Consider the following 19,958-nt stretch of genomic DNA (forward strand, 5'->3'; position numbering starts at 1 on the left):
CGCTTGTGCGGGAATGGTGCTCGTTGGCCGGTTGTACCCTTCCTGTGATCCGGAACGGCGCCGCGGGCGTCCCCCATGCGACCTCCCAGAGGAGTCACCTGGTGGCAGTGGTCTCCGGCGGCTCCCCGCCGACCGTTTACCTGCACATCGGCGCCCCCAAGAGCGGCACGACCTTTCTTCAGGGTCTTTTGTGGAGCAGCGCCGCGGCACTGTCCGAGGCCGGTGTGCTGCTGCCCGGCGGGTCGTTCGCCGCCCACGTCCGCGCCACTCGCGACCTGCGCGGGATCGAGCCGGAGCCGGACGAGCCGGGCCCCGCGTGGGACGGCGCCTGGGATCTGCTGGCCGACCGGGTGAAGGAGTCCGGGCACCGCGCGGCGGTGGTCTCGCACGAGGTGCTCTGCGCGGTGGACGAGGCGGGCGCCCGCCGGGCCGTCGAGTCCCTCGCCCCCTGCGAGGTCCATCTCGTCTACTCCGCTCGCGACCTGACCGGTCTGCTGCCGTCCGAATGGCAGGAGTACGTCAAGCACCGGTACCACTACGACTTCGAGCACTGGCTGCACGAGGTCGTCGACGGCCCGCGCGACGAGGGCGCAGCGCAGTGGTTCTGGCGGGTACACGACATCCCCGAGGTGCTCGGGCGGTGGGCCCCGCACGTCCCGCCCGAACGCGTGCACGTGTTGACCATGCCCGGCCCGGACGCCCCCCGCGAGTGGCTCTGGGAGCGCTTCGCGGGCCTGCTGGGCGTCGATCCCGGGGTGGCCGACCTGACGGACGTCCGCACCAACGGCTCGCTGAGCTGGACGGAGACCGAACTGCTGCGGAGGGTGAACTCGGCCGTCGACGAGGACGCGCCGATGTGGCTGTACCACCGGCTGGTCACCGACGTCCTCGCGCTGAAGGTGCTTCCGGGGCGGGGCGAACCCGGCCGTGTGCCGCTTCCTCCGGCCCGGCGCGCGTGGGCGCGGGAGAAGGCCCGCGAACTGGTCGACGCGGTCCGCCGCGCGGGGTACGACGTCGTCGGTGATCTGGACGAGTTGCTTCCGGACGAGACGCCCGCGCACGCGGCTGCCGCCGGCCCGCCCGGGGAGGCTGAACTGCTCGACGCGGCCGCCCATACCGTCCTCGGCCTCCTCGACCGGCTCGAGGTGCTCCGCCAGGAGATCGGCGCGTTGCGGGACGAGCGCCAAGAACAGCACCGCACCGCGCTCCCGAAGCTGATGGCCCGCCATCTCAGCGAGCGCAGCGGGACCGTCTGGAAGATGCGGGTCGGGTACTGGCATCTCGTCGAGCGGCTCAAGGGCATCGAGCCTCCCCCCGTCCCCGAGGAGGGGGCGGGCGACGAGGCGGACGAGGCCGGTGCCGCCCTGTCCCGCCGGGACCGGGTGCGATGACCGCCGGCGTGGGCGGCCCGCGAGTGACCGCGGTCGTCGTCACCTACAACCGGCGGGCGCTGCTGACGGAGTCGCTCGACGCGCTCGCCCGCCAGACCCGGCCACCGGACGCGGTGACCGTGGTCGACAACGCCTCGTCCGACGGGACGCCCGCCTTCGTCCGCGACCGGTATCCCCACGTCGAACTGGTCGAGCTGGACGTCAACACCGGTGGCGCCGGAGGCTTCGCGGCGGGAATCGCCCGGGTGCTGGCCGCCCCGGATGCCGGCGGCGGGCTGATCTGGCTGATGGACGACGACACCGTGCCCGAGCCGGAGGCCCTCGCCGCGCTGCTCGACGCGCGCGAGCGGGCCCCTGGGGAGCCGGCACTGGTCGCCAGCCGGGTCGTGTGGACCGACGGCCGCGACCACCCGATGAACACTCCGCGCGTCAAGCCCGGCGCGTCCCGGGCGGAGCTGGCCGCCGCCGCGGAGGCCGGGTGCACACCCGTCCGGTCGGCGTCGTTCGTGTCGGTGCTCGTCGACGCCGCCGCCGTCCGGGAACGCGGACTGCCGGTGGCGGACTACTTCCTCTGGAACGACGACTTCGAGTTCACCACGCGGCTGCTGCGCGGGCGGCGGGGCCTCTACTGCCCGGCGAGCGTCGTCGTCCACAAGACCAGGACCTTCGGCGGAACCGACGCCGATCCCGGTGACCGCTTCTACTACGAGGTGCGCAACAAGCTCTGGCTGTTCACGCGCAGCCGGGGGCTGGCGCCCGCCGAACGGGTGCTGTACGCCGGATCGACCGTCCGGCGCTGGGGGCGGACCTATGTCCGGTCGCAGGACAGGGCCACCTTGCGCCGGGGCTTGTTGCGGGGTGTGCGGGACGGCGTGCGGCACCGGCCTCGCCCGACCGAGGAGGTCATTTCGGCGGCCATGCGTCGATATGATCCCTGACGACATGGTCCCTGGCGACGCGACTCCGGCCACGGTCGGGACCGTTGTCCACGGGACCGAGAACACGTAGTGCCAGGGGAGGGCGGGTGTGACTCCGAAGGGGAACCCGGACGACGAGCACAGGGACGGCCTGCCCGAGGAGGATCTCGCCGACAAGACGGTCAGCGACCTCGATGTCAGCCGGTTCCGCGACGCCGATAAGACGGTCGGCGACATCGACGTCAGCCAGTTTCGCGACCTCGCGGACGAGACGGTCACCGACCTCGACGTCGGCGAGTCCACGAAGACCATGGCGTTCCCGCGGCGGTCTGGAAAGCCGGCCGAACCGTCAGACGACACGGGCGAAGTGACGGTGACCGACTTCGCCGAGTCGACGCCCCCCGGCCGCCGGGTGGACGAGTCCGCGGACGATCCGGAGGACGACCCGGAAGACGACCCGGACGGCGAGTCCGCCATCGACGACGTCGGAGACGATGACGCCGAGGACGACGCGCAGATCGACGACGCGCAGATCGACGACGCGCAGATCGACGACATCGAGGAGGACGATCCGAACGAGGATCTGGGCCTCGACCGGACCCGCGCCGACCCTGGGTTCGGACGGCAGGGGACGCCGCCCCCGCCCCCTTCTCCGCCCGCGTCGTTCCCGTGGGCTCAGCAGATGCCGGGCGAACCCCAGGAGCAGCCTCCGCCACCCCCGCAGCCAACGCAGCCCCCACCGTTCGCGGCATCGCCGCAGCCCCCCGCCCTGCCGCACTCTGCGCAGCAGCCACCGGGCCCCCAGATTCCGGGACAGCAACCTCCCGCTCCTCAGCCCCCCGCTCCTCAGCCTTTCGCCTCCCAATCTCCTCCCCCGCCGCCTCCCGCCTCCGAGCCGTTCCCCTACGCCCAGGAGATCCCGGACACGCCGCGAGCGGCGGCTCCCGAGCCTTTCCCCTACGCCCAGGAGATCCCCGGCCGGTCACCGCAGCCCGCCCCCCAGCCGTTCCCGTGGGCGCAGGAGATCCCCGGCGCCGGCGGCCCCGCGGGTCATGCGCCCCTGCCCGCCTCCAACCCCATGCCGAACGCCCCGCTCGGGGCCGCGCTGCCTCCGAGCGCTCCCCCACCGCAGATGGAGGAGCCGTGGCGCAAGCCCGACAAGCCCAAGCGCAAGGGGACCGGCAAGAAACGGGTCCTGGGCGTGGTCGGCGGCGTGGTCGCCGTCGGACTCGTGGCGGGCGGCGCCTACGTCCTCCTCGGAACCGGTGACGGCTCCGACGGGAGCGGCGAGGGCGCGAAGCTCGCCGGCGCGGTGTTCCCCGCCGATCCGGCGAGCCGTTCCGACGGCCGCGACCAGGAGCTGACCGGTGTCGCGGCGACCGGTTCCACGGTGGTCGCGGTGGGCGGCGAGGCCGACCCCGGAAACTACCGCGGGGTGTTCCTGATGTCCCCGGACGGCGGCCGCACCTTCCAGACCGCGAAGGTCGAGGGCGAGGACGGCGGTGAGCCCGGCGCCACGGAGGTCCCGAGGCTCGTCGCGGGCGGCCCCGGCGGCTGGGTGGCGATCGGCTCGCGTCCCGGCGGCGGCGTCGTGTGGACGAGCGAGGACGGCCGGTCCTGGAAGCGCCAGCCGGACGCGGCCGGGGACGTCTTCGGCCCCGGCAACCGCGTGACGAGGGTCATCCGCACCGACAAGGGCTACCTCGCCATCGGCGAGCACTCCCGCAAGGGGGACTTCAGCGACTCGGTGCCCGCGACCTGGCTCTCGTCGGACGGCCGCGCGTGGGACGCGCTGACCGGCGAGCAGGTCGGGATCGCGATCCGCGGCAAGGTGGTGCTGGAACAGGCGGCCTCCAGCCGCGGCGCGGTCCTGCTGCAAAGCGCGCACACCCCCAAGGCGGGCGCGTCGTCGTTCCGCCGCGCGTGGCGGTCCACCGACGGTGGCCGCACCTGGGCGCCGGCCAAGATCCCGGCGCCGAAGGGCACCCACGGGCTGGCGGTCGGCGGCGGCGAGGCGGGGCTGGTGGCCGTCCGGGAGATCGGATCCGGAAAGTCGGCTCGCGGCCAGGTCTACACCTCGGCTGACGCCGCCGGCTGGAAGAAGGCGGGGACGCTCAAGTCGTCCGGCTACCAGCAGGTCCAAGAGTTGCTGGCGACCGAGTCCGGCTACGCCGCGATCGTGCGGCGCGAGCGCGACCTGCTGGTCTCCCGCTCGGCGAACGGCGCGTCCTGGCAGGACGCCGGCACGCTCACCGAGGCGTCGGGCCGCACGCTGCTCGGGGCCGCCGCGGGCGGCGGGCAGACCGTGCTCGTCGGCCGCGACCCCGGCAACGGCGACCTGAACGCGCTGCTGGCCGTGCGGGACCAGCGCGGCACCGAGGTCCCGGTCGACCCGTTCAAGATTCCCGGCGCGTTCCGCAAGGACCAGGCGGTGACCGCGGTCGCTGCCAAGGGCGCGCAGGCCGTCGCGGTCGGCAGCACCGGCGGCGACGCCGCCATCTGGACCTCGGCCGACGGCGCGGCCTGGACCCGGGCCCGTTTCGCCGGCGGGATCTCCCGCCCCGCGCTGCAGCGGCTCACCTCCGTGGCGAGCGGCGCCGCCGGCTGGGTCGCCGTCGGCGACAGCGGCGGCGCGCCGCGCACCCCGCTGGTGCTGACCTCCGCGGACGGCGCCATCTGGAAGCCCGTCGACAACGACCCGGTGTTCGGGTCGCGAGGCCCCCAGGGCCTCGCGACCTACGGCACCGCCTCCGGCCCGGCCGGTTACGTCGTCGTCGGCGACGACGGCGGGTCCGGCGCGATCTGGTACTCCCCCGACCTGAGGACGTGGCAGCGCGGCGGCGGCGTGGGCCGCAACGACCTCACCGCCATGCCGAACGGCAACCGCTGGGTCCGTGCGGCCGCCGGGGGGCGGTTCGGCTTCGTCGCGGTCGGCGGTCTGCTGGACCCGAAGGCGCGCGGCGCGCGGCGGCCCGCGGTCTGGACCTCGCCCGACGGCCAGAAGTGGCGGCTCCAGCAGCTCCAGCTGCCGGCCGGGATGGAGCAGGGCTCGTTCACCCAGATCGCGGCCAAGGGCGACGTCCTGGTCGCGACCGGTGACGCGTTGGGGTCATCGGGTGCGGCCGTGCTCGGCTACGTCTCCACCGATGGCGGGAAGACCTGGCGCGAGACCAGGCTTCCGGAACCCGGCGCGGATGGCCCGGTCCAGATCACGGCCCTGACGGCGACGCCGAAGGGCTTCACGGTCGCCGGGACCTCCGGCGGCGCCGGCGTCTCGGACGTCGTGTCGTGGACGTCGGCGGACGGCGCTTCCTGGGAGGCGCAGGTTCCCGGCGGCGTCCTCGCAGGCCCGGGCCGTCAGGAGATCACAGGCCTCGCCCCGTTCAACGACACGGTGCTCGGCGTGGGCCGCACCGTCGCCCGTTCGGGCGAGCAGCCCTTGCTGTGGAGCCGGCCAGCCCGGTGACGCCGGGATCCCGCTGCGGTCCGGCGGTCGCGGCGGGGCTCAGTGGCGCGGCGGGCTAGTGGTCGGAGTGCGGCTCAGTGGTCCGGGGGCGGGCCGGGTCATAGCCGGGCACGCCCTCCCCCGCCGGGCGCGCGTGGCGGGGAATGTAGGGGATGGCCGGGCGGGGGCCCGGCCGGGCCCGGTCGCGGTCGCGCAGGCGGTTGCGGCGGGCGCCGTAAGGGGCGACGACCGCGCGGTAGAACGGTTTGCGGATCAGGGTGGGGACGAGCCGGTAGCCGCCGCGCACCATGACGTTGCGCCAGTACTGGGGCTGGGAGATGAAGCCCTCGCGGAGCATCTCGCGCTGCAGCCGCAGTTCGGAGCGCAGCAGGTCGCGGCCGCCGCGCCGCTCGTAGGCCCCCTCGCCGACGCGGTAGTACACGAGGGGCTCGGCGACGTTCACGATCCGCGCCCCGCCCGCGATCATGCGGGCGAACAGCCAGTAGTCCTCCATCAGGGGCAGGTCGCCGTAGCCGCCCGCGGCGACGACGGCGCTGCGCCGGTAGACGACCGTGGGGTGGTTGAACGGGTCGTGCAGGCGGGAGTAGCGCGCGATGTCGGCGGGGTCGCTCGGCGGGATGCGGCGGCCGACGATGTCGGTGATGTCGGTGCCGAACTCCAGCAGGCCCGCGCCCACGAGGTCGGCGCCCGCGCGCACCAGCGGGACCTGCGTCTGGAAGCGGTGCGGCATCGAGTAGTCGTCGGCGTCCATGCGGGCGACGATGTCGTGGCGGGCGGCGTGCAGGCCGGCGTCGAGGGCGGGGCCGAGGCCCCGGTTGTGCTCCAGGTGGACGAACGTGACCTCGACCGGGCTGATCCTCACGAGGTCGCGCAGGCCGGAGGCGAGCGCGGGCGGGACGGGCCCGTCCTGGACGAGGACGACCTGGTCCGGGCGGAGGGTCTGGAGGTGGACGGCGCTGCGGAAGGCGTCCCGGACATGCTCTTCACGATCACCGCCGTAGACGGTCATCAGCAGGGTGAAGGGTTCGGGCTGCATGCATCCGTTCCGGGGGGAGCGTGGCGGCTGTCGAGCACCGTGCGGGGGCCGGGATCGGCGGGCCGGGTCGGGGGGTCGGGGGACGCCGTCCTGAGTGGGACGCTTTGAAACGTTTGATGGTTTGCGCAGGCCAAGATACCGGGCAAAGACGGCCGGATCAGGCCTGTCCGCAGACATCGCGGTCGGCGCGGATCTCGCCCGCCACCTTCGGCACCGTCGGCGTCAGTGTCCGCAGGCCGGGACCGTCCCGGCCGATGATCAGGTAGACGTAGCCGGGCCTGGCCGACGCCCACGGGTGCGGCCGGCGGCCGGGCACCGCGATCGCCACACGCTCGGCCTGCCGTTCGGCGCCCGCCCCGTAGAGGATCTGGGTGTGGGCGAAGGTCTTCTTGGCGGTGCCGACCTTGACGACCTGGAAGCCGCGATCGGTGAGCTGGTCCGCCGTCCGCTGCGCGAGGCCGCCCGTACCGGATGCGTTGAACACGCCGAGCCTGACCTGCGCGGCGGGGAAGGGCCGGGCGGTGTTGTTCGCGGGCACGGGCTCCGGCTGGGGGAGCTTGTTGTCCTCGCGGATGGCCCGGAACAGGGGCTCGGCGGCGGCCTGGGCGAACTGGACGCGGTTCTTGTCCTGCGGGAACGCCTGCACGGGCACGGTGACGAAGCGGACCTTGCCGGCGCTCATCCCGCCCAGGGACGCGGCGAGCTTCTGCATCACCGACAGGGTGAGCCCGTCGTCCGCCTTGATGGACCTGGTGGCGGCGGACAGGAAGGCGTAGGTGCGGCCGGGGTCGGTGAGCATGCCCTTGTCCGTGGCCTTCTTGACGACGGAGGCCATGAACGCCTGCTGCCGCTTGATCCGGTCGAGGTCGGAGCCGTCGCCGAGGACGTAGCGGGTGCGGACGTAGCCGAGGGCCTGGTCGCCGCGGACGGTCTGCCGGCCGGCCCTGAGGTGCAGTTCGGCCTTGGGGTCGTCGATCCGCCGGGGGACGCAGATCTCCACGCCGCCGAGCGCGTCCACGACCCGCTTGAACCCGGCGAAGTCGACCTCGACGTAGTGGTCGATGTGGATCTTGGTGAGCGACTCGATCGTCCGCCAGGTGCAGGCCGGGCCGCCGTTGGAGAACGCCGCGTTGATCATTCCGAACTGGGCCGGGACCGTCGTGCCGTTCTTGCGCTTGCACGGCGGCATCTGCACCATCGAGTCGCGCGGGAAGCTGACGCCGATGGCGCTCTGCCCGCCGGGCGAGATGTGCAGCAGGATCGTGGTGTCGGAGCGCTGCCCGGCCTCGGTGCCGTAGCGGGCGTTCTCCCCGGCGCGGCTGTCGGAGCCCATCATCAGGATGTTCAGCGAGTTGTTCAGCTTGGGCGGCCGGTGCTCGCCGAGCCGGCCGTCGACGTTCTCCCGGTCGATCTGCCCGTCGAGCCGGCGCCAGAACCCGTAGGCGGTGAGGCTGCCCGCCACGAGCACGACCGACAGCCCGATCGACACCCAGCCGAGCATGCGCCACAGGCGCCCCCGCACCGGCGGCTCCGGTGGCGGCGGGGCGCTGTCCGCGTAGTACACGGGCGGGGGCGCGACGGCTCGCTGCATCCGGAACATTTCAGCACAGATTGGACATGCGCCACGGGCGTCGCGGGAAAGAGCCGGGCCCGCGTTCCGACCGCCGCATAAGGGGCACCGGGTAGATGATCTAGACGTAAGGGATGCTGTACGGTCCTGCCCATGGAAGAGGCCGGTCAGCTCGACGCGCTTGAGCGGGCCGTCGAAGGGACGCTCGCCGAGGGGTCGTTCGAGTTCGACGACGAGGAGGCGGTGCTCCGCATCGAGGGGTCCCTCGTCCTCACGACCGGCTGGTTCCTCGGCCTCGGCGCGGGCGGCGTGGGCCTGCTGCTGACCGGTGCCGTCCTGTCCCTGACCGGGCTCCCGGACCAGGCACGGTGGGCGCTGGCCCCCGGCGCCGTCCTGCTCGCCCTGGTGGGCGGGTTCGTCCTGCTGCTGCGCTTCACCCCGCTCGCCGGGCTCTGGTCGGACCTCGAACTGCGGTTCGCCGAGCAGGCCATGGTCCACCGGCGCACGCGGATCCCGTTCGGCGACCTGCGCCCCGAGCACCTGGTGTGGAAGAACGGCCGGTTCTTCCGCCGCCTCTACGTCCGGCACCCGGCGCTGCGCAAGCAGCTCGCCGGGTTCTTCGGCAGCGAGGAGCGGCAGGCCGAGGAGTTCCAGCGGCGGCTCTGGGATCTGATCCGCGCGCCCGACCTGAACGGCGTCCTCGCCCGCGGCAGCGACCTCACCCCGGTGCAGCGCTGGATCATCGCGGCCGGCGCCCCCTACGGCGCCGTCAACGGGTTCCGGGTGGACCGGCTCGGCGCCGCCCCCGGCGCGTCCGCCGCGGCCGCCGACCGCCGCGCGGCGCAGGACCTGCTCCAGGACCCCTGGGGCGCCTACGACCTGGAGCAGCTCCTCGGCGCCGTCAACTGGCTCGTCCAGGACGGGCACCGCGCCGACTTCACCCAGGACGCGCACCTCGCCGGCCGCTCCCCCGCCGAGCAGCGGGAGTACGAGTCGCTGCTGCGCGAGGTCGACGGCCTCATCGCCGGCGACCGGCTGGAGCCCCCGTTCGTCGAGCGGCTGATCGAGCTGGTCCGCGTCCGGTACGGGGACGAGGGCGACTCGTACGCGCGGCTCGTCCCGCCGCTGCTGCGCGACGAGCCGGGCGCGGACGCGAGCGAGGAGGGCGCCGAGCTGGCCCAGTTCCTCCACCAGCTCTTCAACGACCGCAACCACGCGGCGGAGGAGCTGCACCGGCTGAAGGCCCTCGCCGACCCCGCGCTGCGCGCCAACGTGGGACGGTTCCTGATCTGGGACTACGGGCGCGCGCTCATGCTCTTCCGGTGGGGCCACATCGTCGGCTGGCTGACCGAGGAGTACTGCTGGGACCGGATGCTCCCGCTCGCGCTCGACATCCAGCGGCGGTACACGTCCTGGCGCGACATGGCGACCTGCTACCTGCAGGGACGCCTGCTCTGGTCGGGCGGCGGCGGCCCGGCGCAGGCCGAGTACGAGCGGCTCGTCGAGGAGCTCGCCACCGAGCCCCTCAGCCCCTGGAACCTCGTCCCCTGGGACCTGGAACTCACCCGCGACTGGACCTAGTCCGGGATTCGCCGCCCGCCGCAACCGGACCCGCGTGTGATCTATCTCTCCGGTCCCCGGAATGCCCACCGCGGAACGGTTGTGTCGGCGCGGCCATCTGTATATGGGAAATCTGCCACGAAATCACCATTCACCGCACGTAGTCTGGTCCGACCTCAGTCGGCACCCCGCACGTGAACCGCCCGGAGCGACCATGAACCCCCCACCTTGGCCCGGCCAGCAGCCCGGTCGGCCGGGATTCCCGCCGCCTGCCGCGCCCGCCGGCCCTCCGCCGATGCCCGGCGGCCCCGGCTTCCCACCCCCGTACCCGCCGCGGCGCGGCGGCGGCAGCACGCTCGTGTGGCTGCTCGTCGTCGGCGCGGTGCTGGTGGTGGCCGTCGCCGGGACGTTCGCCGTCCTCGTCTTCAGCGGCGATGACGACGACCCGGCCCGGCCCGTGACGCTGCCGTCCACGACGCGCCTCCCGAGCTACGGCTCCTCGACGGAGCCGACCGTGCCCTCGCCCACCTACTCCAGCGGCGGGGCGGTCGACCCCGCCGGCGTCCTGAGGCGGACGATCACGACGGCGAAGGGCAACGTGTTCACCCAGGCGGGGACGCGCACCGAGTCGTGCGTCACCCGCGCGAACTCCGTGCTGCTGCCGGCGCTGCGCCGGCACCCGTGCATGGGGAGCATGTACTCGGCCGTCTACGCCAGCCCGTCCAGGCAGATCATCACCTCGGTCTCGATCCTGAAGTTCGCCACGTCGACGGACGCGGCCATCGTCAAGGGCTACACGAACCAGGAGGGCTGGCCGAAGCTGCTGACCCCGTCGGACGCCAGCGGGCTTCCGCAGCCGAAGGCCGACCCCGCGTACTGGACGCGGACCTGGGCGCAGGGCTCCACGGTCGTCTACGCCCAGTCGTACTGGTCGAGCGGCGGCCCGACGGGCGACCGCACCGGCAGCGTCTTCGCCACCGCCGGGGAACTCGGCGTCGAGGTCACCAACACGCTGACGTTCAGCAACTGACCCCCGGACGCGACGAACCCCGCCGCCCCGAGGGGGCGGCGGGGTTCGCGGATCCGGACGCGGGTCAGATCGTGACTTCGAGGCCGGCGACCTCGCCGGTCTTCGCGGTGACGCCGGTGTCGACGCTCACACCGCCGGCCGCCAGGACGCGGACCGTCCAGTCGCCGTCGGCGGCGAAGAAGCGGAACACGCCCTCCTCGCCCGTCACCACCTCGGCGGTGAACTCGCCCGACGAGTCGAGGAGGCGGGCGTAGGCGCTGGACACAGGGGCGCCGTCACGCGTGACGGTCCCCTGGATGACGGCCTCGTTGGCCAGGTCGACGGTCGCCGGAAGGTGCGCCGTCTGCTCGGGCGCTGCGCAGCCCTGGGTCATGGTTCCTCCAAGTGTGGTGCTGCGGGACTTACTTGCCTGCGCCGAGCTCGATCGGCACGCCGACGAGCGAGCCGTACTCGGTCCACGAACCGTCGTAGTTCTTCACGTTCTCCAGGCCCAGCAGCTCGCGCAGCGCGAACCACGTGTGCGAGGAGCGCTCGCCGATGCGGCAGTAGGCGATGGTGTCCTTGTTCAGGTCGACCCCGGCCTCGGTGTAGAGGGCGCGGAGCTCCTCGTCGGACTTGAACGTGCCGTCGTCGTTGGCCGCCTTCGACCACGGGATGTTGGCCGCGGTCGGCACGTGGCCGGCGCGCTGCGACTGCTCCTGCGGCAGGTGCGCCGGGGCGAGCAGCTTGCCGCTGAACTCGTCGGGCGAGCGGACGTCGATCAGGTTCTGCTTGCCGATCGCGTCGACGACCTCGTCGCGGAAGGCGCGGATCGTCAGGTCCTGGTCCTTGGCCTTGTACTGGGTCGCGGGACGGCTCGGGACGTCGGTGACCAGCTCGCGGGAGTCCAGCTCCCACTTCTTGCGGCCGCCGTCGAGGAGCTTCACCTTGTCGTGGCCGTACAGCTTGAAGTACCAGTACGCGTACGCCGCGAACCAGTTGTTGTTCCCGCCGTACAGGATGACCAGGTCGTCGTTCGCGATGCCCTTGCTCGACAGCAGCTGCTCGAAGCCGGTCCTGTCGACGAAGTCGCGGCGGACCGGGTCCTGGAGCTCGGTCTTCCAGTCGATCTTCACGGCGCCACGGATGTGGCCCTTGTCGTAGGCGGACACGTCCTCGTCGACCTCGACGAGCACGAGCCCGGGGTCGTCAAGGTGGGCCTCGACCCAGTCGGTGTCCACCAGGACGTCTGAGCGGCTCATGCGGGAACCTTCCCTTCGGAGCGGACTTTCGCGGTGATGCGGCGGAAGAGCGGATACATCTCGCAGCCGAGGCAGAACCCGAACGCCGCGTTCAGGAACGCCGCCGCCAGTGCGAGGGCGGTGGCACCGATGCCGAGCCAGGTCGTTCCCGTCGCGTACCCGACGGTGCCCAGGAGGGCGAAGGCGAACCCGACACCCTGCGCGAAGCGGGGCGCGGCCTCGTCCTCCAGTTCCCTGGGCGGGGCGAGACGGGGACGGATGAGCACTTTGAACACCAGTCCGTACGGGGCGTACCGAAGGCCGAAGGAGGTCGCGATGGCGAACACGACGGCCTGAGCGGCGAGCAGTGCCCAGCTTCCGGTCACCAGGACGACGACGAGGACGGCCGTGGTGACGGAGGCGCCGAAGCGCGGCCCGCGTGGATCGACCTGCATCGGGGATCTCCTGGCGGAGTGGAAGCGTGCGTACGAGCTAGAAGGAGAAGGTGCTCGGGGGCGGACGGGCTCGATGCCTCAGGCCATGCGACAGAGCGAGGCGGCCACGCGGCAGAAGTCCACCGCGCGGCGCTTCGTGAGCATCTGCTCTGTCCAGTAACGCACGGACACGATGTTAAGCCGACAATCCACGGGCTGTCACATCCGTCTCGCCTTGCGAGACAGTGACATTCGTCTTAGCGCAGGTCATGAGGCTGCGGCTCAGGGAGTGACTCACGTGATGACCTCCCCCAGAGCGGCGATGACATCGGGCTTGCGGGGCGCGCCCGCGGCGCGCCGGACGACGCGGCCGGCCCCGTCCAGGACGAGGACGGTCGGCGTCCGCACGACGTTCAGCCGCCGGACGAGATCGAGGTGCGCCTCCGCGTCGAGCTCGACATGGGCCACGCCCTCCACCATCCGGCTCACCTCGCCGAGGACCCGGCGGGTGGCCCGGCACGGCGCGCAGAAGGCGCTGGAGAACTGCAGCAGCGTGGCCTTCTCGCCGAGTTCGGCGCCCATGTCGTCCGGGCCGACGGTCTCGCCCACCTGCCCGCCCTCCCCTCGCCGGGCGCGCAGCACGCCGTCACGGCGCCGCCTCACCAGGCCGAACGCCGTGGCCGCGAGCAGGACGCCCGCCGCGATCAATGCTCCGATCATCTCGTGCGACAACCCCGGGGCCTGCGCTTTTCTTCCCGCGGTCCGCCTTCTCTCACCGCCCGCCGCCCGCCGGGCCGCTCCCGGTCACGTGGGAATCGTGAGGAGGGGCCGCCCGTCCAGGCCGACGATCTCGAAGGAGAACAGCTGGCCGCGCGGGAACATCGTGGACCCGCGGTACTCGCCGTAGCCCTCGTCGTACGGGACGTACCAGCTGCCGAGGGCGTCCCGGCGCCCGTCCCGGGCGATCACCTGCAGCCGGCAGTGCGACCCCTTCGGGACGCCGGCCAGGTGCAGCTCCACCTCGGTCCCCCACGGCTTGCGGCGGAGCACCACGTAGCCCTTCACGGCGGTCCTGGGGTCCTCCGCGGTGATCCGCTCCCCCGCCGCCCCCGGCGCGGGGGACGCCGTGGACGGCGGCGGCTTGGCGCCCGCGCCGCCGGTCCCGCCGGTCCGCGACGGGAACACCAGGCCGCCGAACAGGCCCCCGACGACCAGCAGCAGGCACGCCGCGGCGGCGAGCGGGGCCCACCCCGCGGCCCGCCCGCCGGCCAGGCGCCCCAGCGGTCCGAGCCGTCCCCTCCGCCGCTCGGCCGCCCTGGCCAGCAGCCCGTCCAGCAGTTCGGGCGGCGGTCCGGCGATCCCTTCCAGCTGCGCCTCGTCGACCCGTCCGAGCAGCGCGGGCAGGCCGGCCATCCCGGCGAGCTCGTCGCGGCAGGCGGGGCAGTCCCGCAGGTGGGCCTCCAGTTCGGCGCGCTCGCCTGGATCGAGCGCGCCGAGCACGTACGACCCGAGCGCGGTGCGCGCCCGCGTGCAGCCGCTCACGGCGCCAGCCCCCGCTCCTCCAGCGCGAGCCTGAGCGCCCGCAGCGCGTAGTAGGTGCGGGACTTCACGGTGCCCGGCGGGATGCCCAGCGTCTCCGACGCCTCCGCGACGGAGCGGCCCCGGTAGAAGGTCTCGACCAGGACGGCCCGGTGCGGCGGGCTGAGCCCGGCCAGCGCCTCGGCGACCGTCCAGGACTCCAGCGCCCGGTCGATGTCGTCGGAGCCGTCGGCGGTCATCAGGACGTGCTCGTCGATGCCCGTCTCCGGCGGCCGGGCCCGCCTGGCGCGGTGCGCGTCCACGACGAGGTTCCGCGCGACCGTGAACAGCCACGGCCGGACGGGGCGGCCCGCGAGGGCCTCCGGATGCTTCCAAGCGCGCAGCAGCGTCTCCTGCACGACGTCCTCTGCCTGGGTTCGGTCTCCGCCGGTCAGCCGCAGGACGTAGCCGAGGAGGGCGCCCCCGTGCTCGCTGTACAGGGCGCGCAGCAGCCCCTCGTCGGCGGTCGGTCCCACACCACTGTCACGTACGCTCCCCCGGCGCGGTTCACGGGTTCCGGGATTACTTCTGCGCGGGCGCCTGGAGATCGTTCAGCCGGACGTTCTCGGCGGTCGCCGCCACGCGCAGCCCGTCCGGCGTCGGCTCGATCTTGCTGATCCGCGACCCGACGGGCAGGTCGGAGACGGGCACCACCCACGTGAGCTGCCGCTTCACCAGCGCCAGCGGGATCTGCGCGGCGCCGTTCGACCCCACCGACACGGGCGAGATCGCGATGCCCTTGGCGGTCGGCCTGACCTCCACGACCGCGGTGCCGTTCACCGGGAACCCGAGGACGTTGCCGGTCAGGTCCACCGACAGGTCGTCGCCCTTCGGCCCGATCCGCTTGACCTCCTTGGGCGCCTGCTTCTGGATCACGTCGTAGGGGACGACGGCCGAGGCGGTCGCGGTGCGCGCGGTCACGTTCGCGGCGCTGCCCTTGGTGACCTCCGACAGCGGCGCGTCGACGCCCCGCATGTCGACCTTGACGCCGGTGACGGTCACGCCCTGCTGCGTCCAGTCGCCGATCCCCACCTCGATGTGCTTGTACTCGCCGCCGACCGCCTGCGTCAGGAACGGGATGCCGTGGATCGTGACGTCCGGCCGCTCCTGGAGGTTGTACTGCGCGGCCACCTGCTCGCCGATCTTGTCCTCCGCGATCCTGACCCCCAGCCGGTCCGCGGCGACCAGCCCCGCGGCCACGAGGATCAGCAGGACCAGCAGTACTTTCCGCATGTCTCTCCTTAGGCCTGGCGCATGCGTTCGCCACACGATAGTGAACGAACCACCCAAAAAGGGTCGCTCCGGAGAATGACCTCTGAGCCGGGAAAATCACCCCGGTGTGAGATCAGCCACCTCCTCCGCCCCCGCTCAGCCGCCCGCTCAGCCGCCCGCGAAGGGCGGCAGCACCTCCACGACCCCGCCCTCCGGCAGCGTCACCGACGCGTGCGGCCGCGTCCCGACCGGATCCCCGTCGACCAGGAACGAACTCCGCCCGACGACCCGGGCGAACTCGTCGCCGCGCCCGGCCCTGGCCGCGGCGACCGCGTCCTCCAGCGTCGCCGCGTCGTACGGCTCCTCGTGCGTCCCCGCGGCGGACTTGGCGGCCGCCCAGTACCGCATCGTTCCCTTGGCCATGCCTCCAGGCTCTCATCTCCCGCTGACACGGTTCCCGCTGACACGGTCCGGCCAGGCCGCGACATGGCCGCCGGAGGCACCTCGGTTATGCTCAGGGGTGAGGGATCCGGGCGACGAGGCCATGGAGTTCATCCGCAAGGCTCTGCATGGCCGCCTCGTCTTCGAGCCGCCGGCCGTGCGCCGGTCTTGGGGGTGGGCCGCCTGGGTCCTACGTCTTTTAGGGACGGGAGGCGGCATTGAGCAGCTTGCTCTTGCTGACCAACGCGTTGGAGCCCTCTGACGAGGTCCTGCCGGCGCTGGGACTTCTGCTGCACTCCGTGCGCGTGGCGCCCGCCGAGGGCTCCGCGCTCATCGACGCGCCGCCGGCCGACGTCGTCCTGGTGGACGCCCGCCGCGACCTGGTCCAGGCCAAGGGCCTGTGCCGCCTGCTGCGCACCACCGGACTCGACTGCCCGCTGCTCGCGATCGTCACCGAGGGCGGTCTCGCCGCCCTGAGCTCCGAGTGGGGCCTGGACGACGTGCTACTCCAGACCGCGGGCCCCGCCGAGGTCGAGGCGCGCCTCCGCCTGGCCCTCGGACGGGCCGCGGCGGGCGCGGAGGCCGACGAGGTCCCCGGCGAGATCCGCAGCGGCGACCTCACGATCGACGAGGCCACCTACACCGCCCGGCTCCGCGGCCGCGTCCTCGACCTGACGTTCAAGGAGTTCGAGCTGCTGAAGTACCTGGCCCAGCACCCGGGCCGCGTCTTCACGCGGGCCCAGCTCCTCCAGGAGGTCTGGGGCTACGACTACTTCGGCGGCACCCGCACGGTCGACGTCCACGTCCGCCGCCTGCGCGCCAAGCTCGGCGCCGAGTACGAGTCCCTGATCGGCACCGTCCGCAACGTCGGCTACCGCTTCGTCCCCGACCACCGCCCGGGCGACGCCGAGGAGAAGACCCCCGCCCGCGCCTGACCTCCCCGCTCCCCGCCGGCGAAGCCGCTCAGACGGAGCAGCACCGGGGTCAGGGCGAAGAGGACGACCGCGAGCGCCGCGACCGCGACCATGGCGCCGCGCAGCCCGACGGCCTCCGCCCAGAGCCCGACATAGACCGGCCCGGCGAGGAACCCGAGATAGGACACGGTCGTGACGACCGACGTCGCGCGCCCCCGGTGGTCGTCGCCGACGTTCCGCGCGACCAGGCGGAGCAGCGTCGGGAACAGCACGGCGGTCCCGGCGGCGGCCGTCGCGAGCCCGGCCCCGGCGACCGCCGGCGTGGACGCGACCGCGATGACCAGGGCTCCGCCCGCGGCTCCGGCCGCCCCGGCGAGAAGGATCCCGCGGACGGCCCTCGCCCCGCCCGCCGAGAACCGCGTGATCGCCACCGTCCCGGCGAAGACGGCGGGCGCGACGGCGCCGAGCCCGCCCGCGTGCAGCTCGTCGTCGGCGAAGACCGCGCTCCAGCTCTGGTGCGCGTTCTCGCCGGCGAACGCAAGCGCGCCCAGAACCCCGATGAGCAGCAGCGGGACGATCCGGTGCCGCCCCAACGGCGCCGCCGCCTCACGCCGGACGACGAAGTCACCGGGAAACGCCCACAGGCACGTCCCGGCGGCCACGCAGGCGCCACCCGCCGCCACGAACGGCACCACGAGCGGCAGGGGCGACGCCGCCCCACTGGCGAGGCTCGCGAGCACCACGAGACCGGAGAAGACACCGTGGGCCCGGGTGATGACCGCCTTGCCGGCGGCTCTCTCCGCCACCCCGGCGACCGCGTTGATGCCCACATCGGCCGCCCCGCTGGCGGCGCCCACCATCGCGAGCCCGGCGCACAGCCCGGCAAGGTTCGCGGCGGTGAACGCCACCACGACTCCGGCCCCGCCCAACGCCGCGAGGGCGGCGCCCGCGACTCCCGGCCCCCACCGGTCCAGCGCCCGCCCCGTCAGCAGCATCGCCGGGAGGGCGCCCGCGCCCACGAACAGCAGCGCGAAGCCGAGCGCGCCGTCCCCGATCCCCGCCTGGTCCTGGACGCGGGGCACCGACGCGCCCCACACCCCCCAGAACGCCCCGAACGCAGCGAACCCCACGAACGCGCGCCACGAGGTCCCGACACCCATGTGTGTAACGATACACAACTAGCATGAGGTCTCATGGAGCCGTCCGGAGGCGCGAAGCGCGTGACCCTGGCCCAGGTGGCGGAACGGGCAGGCGTGTCCGTCATGACCGCCTCCTACACCTACAACCGCCCGAACCGCGTCTCGGACCAGGCCAGATCCAGGGTCCTCGCCGCGGCGGCCGAACTGGGCTACGCCGGCCCCGACCCGAGCGCCCGGTCCCTGCGCCGAGGCAGCAACCGCACGCTCGGCGTGGTGATGGGCGAGCATCTGGGCTACGCGTTCGAGGACCCGGAGGCGGTGTCCTTCATGGCGGGCGTCGCCGGCGTCTGCGGCGAGCACGGGTACGGCATGACCCTCGTCCCCGTCACGGGCACTGCCGACGACGTCACCCGGATCACCGACGCCGCCGTCGACGGCTTCATCGTCTGGACCACCTCCGACGACGACCCCGTCCTGGCGGCGGTCCGGGCGACGAGGCGCCCCGCGGTGGTCCACGGGGGCCCGGCGGTCGGCGGCATGGCCCTGGTGGGCATCGACAACCGCGCGGCGGCCCGCGCGGTCGGCGCCGCCGCCTGGGCGGGCGCCGAGCGCCCCGCCGTGGTGAGCTTCCCGCTCTCCCGCGACCGGCGCACCATGATCACCAAGGGCGCGGCCCTCCCCAAGGCCGCCTTCCCGGTGACGCGCGACCGCCTGGAGGGCTACCGGCAGGCGGCCGAGGACGCCGGGATCGCCTGGCGGGACGTGACCGTCGCGGTGTGCGCACGCAACGACGCCGCCGAGGCGGAGCGGGTCGCCGCGGCCCTCCTGGCCTCGGCGGAGCCGCCGGACGCGATCGCCGCGATGAGCGACCAGCAGGCGTCCGGAGTCCTCCGCGCGGTCCGCGCCGCCGGCCGCTCCGTCCCCGGCGACGTGGCGATCACCGGGTGGGACGACGCGGCGGCCGCGGCACCGCTGGGCCTGACCACGGTCGCCCAGTCCCTGCGCGACCAGGGCGCGTCCTGCGCGCGGATCGTCCTGGGCCGGCCGGACTCCCGGGCGGCGGCATGGTCCCTCGTCCACAGGACCAGCACGCGCCCCTGACCTCCGGCCGGTCAGGACCCGGAAGACTCGGGCGCGCCGTTGAAGCAGAATCGGGGCGGCGCCTTCAGGGTGGGCGGCTCGGAGCCGGGAAGCTCGGCGATCTCGATGCCCTCGCGCTCCGCCATGGCCGTCACCGTGGGCAGGTGGTCGTGGTAGAAGACCGGGACCCACCGGTCGGACGGCTCGCCCCGGCCGGCGGGGAGCTCCACCAGCTCCTCATCCCGGGTGACGCCCGCCCGGGCGGCCACGTCGAGCGCTTCGCGCGGGTCGGCGTCCCCCGCGTCCAGCGCCGCGAGCAGCGCCTCGACGGCGGGACGCTCGACGTTCCCGGCGGTCACCGCGCGCATCAGGTCCTGGTACGCCAGCGCCGACGGGGATCCGTCCTCGTCGATGAACTCGTCCATGCGCTCGGCCCCGTCGGCCAGGATGATGGCGAGCCCGTCGTCCACGTGTTCGGGAAGCGGGGGGCCGCCCCAGGAGCCGTCCCACCAGCGCAGGAAGGCCACGGAGTAGTCCTCGTCCACCAGAAGGTTCTGGAGCCATTCCCACGGCAGCCACGCCGGGCCTCCGGCGAGCAGGTCGACGGGCAGGTCCTGGATGTGCGTGTCGGAGGCCTCGTTGTCGTAGCCGTACAGCAGCGCCCGGCCGCCCTCCACCCAGCGCAGGGCCCAGAAGCCGTTCCCGATGTCCTCGGTGCGCAGGAAGCCGCCGTCCACGTGGACCTGTCCGGAGCAGTCGTCGAGGTAGGGGGCCATCATCGCTTTGACGACGCCCTGGGCCCAGAGTTCGGCGGGCGGCGGCACGTCGGTGGAGACTTGGTCGAACACGGCACTCCTTCTGTCGGAGGTTTTCCGGCCGTCCGACGCTTGGGGAACCGGACTGGTTCCCGGCGCTCCCACCGCGCTCGCGGCCGTTCCCGCCGCGGCACGGCCCTCGACGCCTTGACCTC

The 19,958-nt window shown here is 73.4% G+C and carries 20 protein-coding genes; 7 read left to right on the forward strand and 13 right to left on the reverse strand.

Translation table 11 applies throughout. The features are described 5' to 3' along the window. The first annotated feature begins 101 nt into the window (after window positions 1-101). The 3 genes from ABWI04_RS06975 (at window position 102) to ABWI04_RS06985 (ending at window position 5,774) form a co-directional block, all read left to right on the forward strand. On the forward strand, window positions 102-1,391 hold the full coding sequence (locus tag ABWI04_RS06975) for a hypothetical protein (RefSeq protein WP_353831806.1): 1,290 nt from the start codon (window positions 102-104) through the stop codon (window positions 1,389-1,391). Continuing rightward, window positions 1,388-2,329, forward strand: coding sequence for a glycosyltransferase (locus tag ABWI04_RS06980; protein ID WP_353831807.1), 942 nt, complete (start codon window positions 1,388-1,390; stop codon window positions 2,327-2,329). The genes ABWI04_RS06975 and ABWI04_RS06980 overlap by 4 nt, the downstream gene beginning before the upstream one ends. Before the next feature lie 88 nt (window positions 2,330-2,417). Further along, the gene (locus tag ABWI04_RS06985) at window positions 2,418-5,774 is read left to right on the forward strand and encodes a sialidase family protein (RefSeq protein ID WP_353831808.1); all 3,357 of its coding nucleotides are present in this window, start codon (window positions 2,418-2,420) and stop codon (window positions 5,772-5,774) included. A 55-nt stretch (window positions 5,775-5,829) separates the two neighbouring features. Here the strand turns inward: ABWI04_RS06985 and ABWI04_RS06990 are convergent, their stop codons facing one another. Continuing rightward, window positions 5,830-6,810: a glycosyltransferase gene (locus tag ABWI04_RS06990; RefSeq protein ID WP_353831809.1), complete on the reverse strand. Its 981-nt coding sequence runs from the start codon at window positions 6,808-6,810 to the stop codon at window positions 5,830-5,832. A 157-nt stretch (window positions 6,811-6,967) separates the two neighbouring features. Continuing rightward, on the reverse strand, window positions 6,968-8,401 hold the full coding sequence (locus ABWI04_RS06995) for an LCP family protein (RefSeq protein ID WP_353831810.1): 1,434 nt from the start codon (window positions 8,399-8,401) through the stop codon (window positions 6,968-6,970). Between the two features lie 132 nt (window positions 8,402-8,533). On the opposite strand from ABWI04_RS06995, the gene ABWI04_RS07000 reads away from it, so the two are divergent. Both ABWI04_RS07000 and ABWI04_RS07005 read left to right on the forward strand, forming a co-directional pair. Next, window positions 8,534-9,961 carry a DUF1266 domain-containing protein gene (locus tag ABWI04_RS07000; protein ID WP_353831811.1) on the forward strand — a complete coding sequence of 476 codons (1,428 nt, stop codon included), beginning with the start codon at window positions 8,534-8,536 and terminating at the stop codon, window positions 9,959-9,961. Between the two features lie 193 nt (window positions 9,962-10,154). After that, the gene (locus ABWI04_RS07005; protein WP_353831812.1) at window positions 10,155-10,970 is read left to right on the forward strand and encodes a hypothetical protein; all 816 of its coding nucleotides are present in this window, start codon (window positions 10,155-10,157) and stop codon (window positions 10,968-10,970) included. Between the two features lie 64 nt (window positions 10,971-11,034). Here ABWI04_RS07005 and ABWI04_RS07010 read toward each other — a convergent pair whose 3' ends face one another. The 9 genes from ABWI04_RS07010 to ABWI04_RS07050 all read right to left on the reverse strand — a co-directional run bounded on the left by ABWI04_RS07010 (window position 11,035) and on the right by ABWI04_RS07050 (window position 15,837). Continuing rightward, window positions 11,035-11,343 (reverse strand): DUF1416 domain-containing protein, encoded by a 309-nt coding sequence (locus ABWI04_RS07010; RefSeq protein WP_185031495.1) that lies wholly within the window; start codon window positions 11,341-11,343, stop codon window positions 11,035-11,037. 28 nt (window positions 11,344-11,371) lie between these two features. Then, the gene (locus ABWI04_RS07015) at window positions 11,372-12,211 is read right to left on the reverse strand and encodes a sulfurtransferase (protein ID WP_345172801.1); all 840 of its coding nucleotides are present in this window, start codon (window positions 12,209-12,211) and stop codon (window positions 11,372-11,374) included. Continuing rightward, entirely contained in the window at window positions 12,208-12,645 is a 438-nt protein-coding gene (locus ABWI04_RS07020; RefSeq protein ID WP_345172799.1) for a DUF4395 domain-containing protein, read from the reverse strand. Before ABWI04_RS07020 ends, ABWI04_RS07015 begins: the two co-directional genes overlap by 4 nt. Window positions 12,646-12,723: 78 nt before the next feature. Continuing rightward, window positions 12,724-12,789, reverse strand: coding sequence for a putative leader peptide (locus ABWI04_RS07025; protein WP_353819285.1), 66 nt, complete (start codon window positions 12,787-12,789; stop codon window positions 12,724-12,726). A gap of 129 nt (window positions 12,790-12,918) precedes the next feature. Further along, on the reverse strand, window positions 12,919-13,344 hold the full coding sequence (locus ABWI04_RS07030; protein WP_345172797.1) for a TlpA family protein disulfide reductase: 426 nt from the start codon (window positions 13,342-13,344) through the stop codon (window positions 12,919-12,921). An 84-nt stretch (window positions 13,345-13,428) separates the two neighbouring features. Beyond that, window positions 13,429-14,166 (reverse strand): anti-sigma factor family protein, encoded by a 738-nt coding sequence (locus tag ABWI04_RS07035; RefSeq protein ID WP_345172795.1) that lies wholly within the window; start codon window positions 14,164-14,166, stop codon window positions 13,429-13,431. Beyond that, complete coding sequence (locus tag ABWI04_RS07040) at window positions 14,163-14,678, reverse strand: sigma-70 family RNA polymerase sigma factor (RefSeq protein ID WP_345172792.1); 516 nt, start codon at window positions 14,676-14,678, stop codon at window positions 14,163-14,165. The genes ABWI04_RS07035 and ABWI04_RS07040 overlap by 4 nt, the downstream gene beginning before the upstream one ends. Before the next feature lie 46 nt (window positions 14,679-14,724). Further along, the gene (locus ABWI04_RS07045) at window positions 14,725-15,435 is read right to left on the reverse strand and encodes an LmeA family phospholipid-binding protein (RefSeq protein ID WP_345172791.1); all 711 of its coding nucleotides are present in this window, start codon (window positions 15,433-15,435) and stop codon (window positions 14,725-14,727) included. A gap of 147 nt (window positions 15,436-15,582) precedes the next feature. Next, a complete protein-coding gene (locus ABWI04_RS07050) occupies window positions 15,583-15,837 on the reverse strand; it encodes a MoaD/ThiS family protein (RefSeq protein WP_345172788.1) in 255 nt (84 codons plus the stop codon). Between the two features lie 236 nt (window positions 15,838-16,073). Here ABWI04_RS07050 and ABWI04_RS07055 point away from each other — a divergent pair, with 236 nt between their 5' ends. Further along, a complete protein-coding gene (locus ABWI04_RS07055) occupies window positions 16,074-16,790 on the forward strand; it encodes a winged helix-turn-helix transcriptional regulator (RefSeq protein WP_345172786.1) in 717 nt (238 codons plus the stop codon). Here ABWI04_RS07055 and ABWI04_RS07060 read toward each other — a convergent pair. Continuing rightward, window positions 16,727-17,929 carry an MFS transporter gene (locus ABWI04_RS07060; RefSeq protein ID WP_353831813.1) on the reverse strand — a complete coding sequence of 401 codons (1,203 nt, stop codon included), beginning with the start codon at window positions 17,927-17,929 and terminating at the stop codon, window positions 16,727-16,729. The two genes, ABWI04_RS07055 and ABWI04_RS07060, sit on opposite strands and share 64 nt — an antisense overlap. Window positions 17,930-17,962: 33 nt before the next feature. Here ABWI04_RS07060 and ABWI04_RS07065 point away from each other — a divergent pair, with 33 nt between their 5' ends. Further along, a complete protein-coding gene (locus ABWI04_RS07065) occupies window positions 17,963-19,009 on the forward strand; it encodes a LacI family DNA-binding transcriptional regulator (protein WP_345172784.1) in 1,047 nt (348 codons plus the stop codon). An 11-nt stretch (window positions 19,010-19,020) separates the two neighbouring features. Here the strand turns inward: ABWI04_RS07065 and ABWI04_RS07070 are convergent, their stop codons facing one another. Continuing rightward, the gene (locus tag ABWI04_RS07070) at window positions 19,021-19,836 is read right to left on the reverse strand and encodes a hypothetical protein (RefSeq protein WP_345172782.1); all 816 of its coding nucleotides are present in this window, start codon (window positions 19,834-19,836) and stop codon (window positions 19,021-19,023) included. Window positions 19,837-19,958 lie beyond the last annotated feature (122 nt).

Origin of the sequence: Actinomadura sp. NPDC000929, assembly GCF_040492065.1 — a bacterium.
GTDB lineage: Bacteria > Actinomycetota > Actinomycetes > Streptosporangiales > Streptosporangiaceae > Spirillospora > Spirillospora verrucosospora.

Bases quoted from the DNA above. Each gene is read 5' to 3' on its own strand.
- ABWI04_RS07015 (WP_345172801.1), bottom strand. From the start codon at position 12,211: ATGAGCCGCTCAGACGTCCTGGTGGACACCGACTGGGTCGAGGCCCAC.
- ABWI04_RS07020 (WP_345172799.1), bottom strand. From the start codon at position 12,645: ATGCAGGTCGATCCACGCGGGCCGCGCTTCGGCGCCTCCGTCACCACG.
- ABWI04_RS07050 (WP_345172788.1), bottom strand. From the start codon at position 15,837: ATGGCCAAGGGAACGATGCGGTACTGGGCGGCCGCCAAGTCCGCCGCG.
- ABWI04_RS07010 (WP_185031495.1), bottom strand. From the start codon at position 11,343: ATGACCCAGGGCTGCGCAGCGCCCGAGCAGACGGCGCACCTTCCGGCG.
- ABWI04_RS07045 (WP_345172791.1), bottom strand. From the start codon at position 15,435: ATGCGGAAAGTACTGCTGGTCCTGCTGATCCTCGTGGCCGCGGGGCTG.
- ABWI04_RS06990 (WP_353831809.1), bottom strand. From the start codon at position 6,810: ATGCAGCCCGAACCCTTCACCCTGCTGATGACCGTCTACGGCGGTGAT.
- ABWI04_RS07030 (WP_345172797.1), bottom strand. From the start codon at position 13,344: ATGATCGGAGCATTGATCGCGGCGGGCGTCCTGCTCGCGGCCACGGCG.
- ABWI04_RS07000 (WP_353831811.1), top strand. From the start codon at position 8,534: ATGGAAGAGGCCGGTCAGCTCGACGCGCTTGAGCGGGCCGTCGAAGGG.
- ABWI04_RS06995 (WP_353831810.1), bottom strand. From the start codon at position 8,401: ATGCAGCGAGCCGTCGCGCCCCCGCCCGTGTACTACGCGGACAGCGCC.
- ABWI04_RS06980 (WP_353831807.1), top strand. From the start codon at position 1,388: ATGACCGCCGGCGTGGGCGGCCCGCGAGTGACCGCGGTCGTCGTCACC.
- ABWI04_RS07065 (WP_345172784.1), top strand. From the start codon at position 17,963: ATGGAGCCGTCCGGAGGCGCGAAGCGCGTGACCCTGGCCCAGGTGGCG.
- ABWI04_RS07060 (WP_353831813.1), bottom strand. From the start codon at position 17,929: ATGGGTGTCGGGACCTCGTGGCGCGCGTTCGTGGGGTTCGCTGCGTTC.
- ABWI04_RS07005 (WP_353831812.1), top strand. From the start codon at position 10,155: ATGAACCCCCCACCTTGGCCCGGCCAGCAGCCCGGTCGGCCGGGATTC.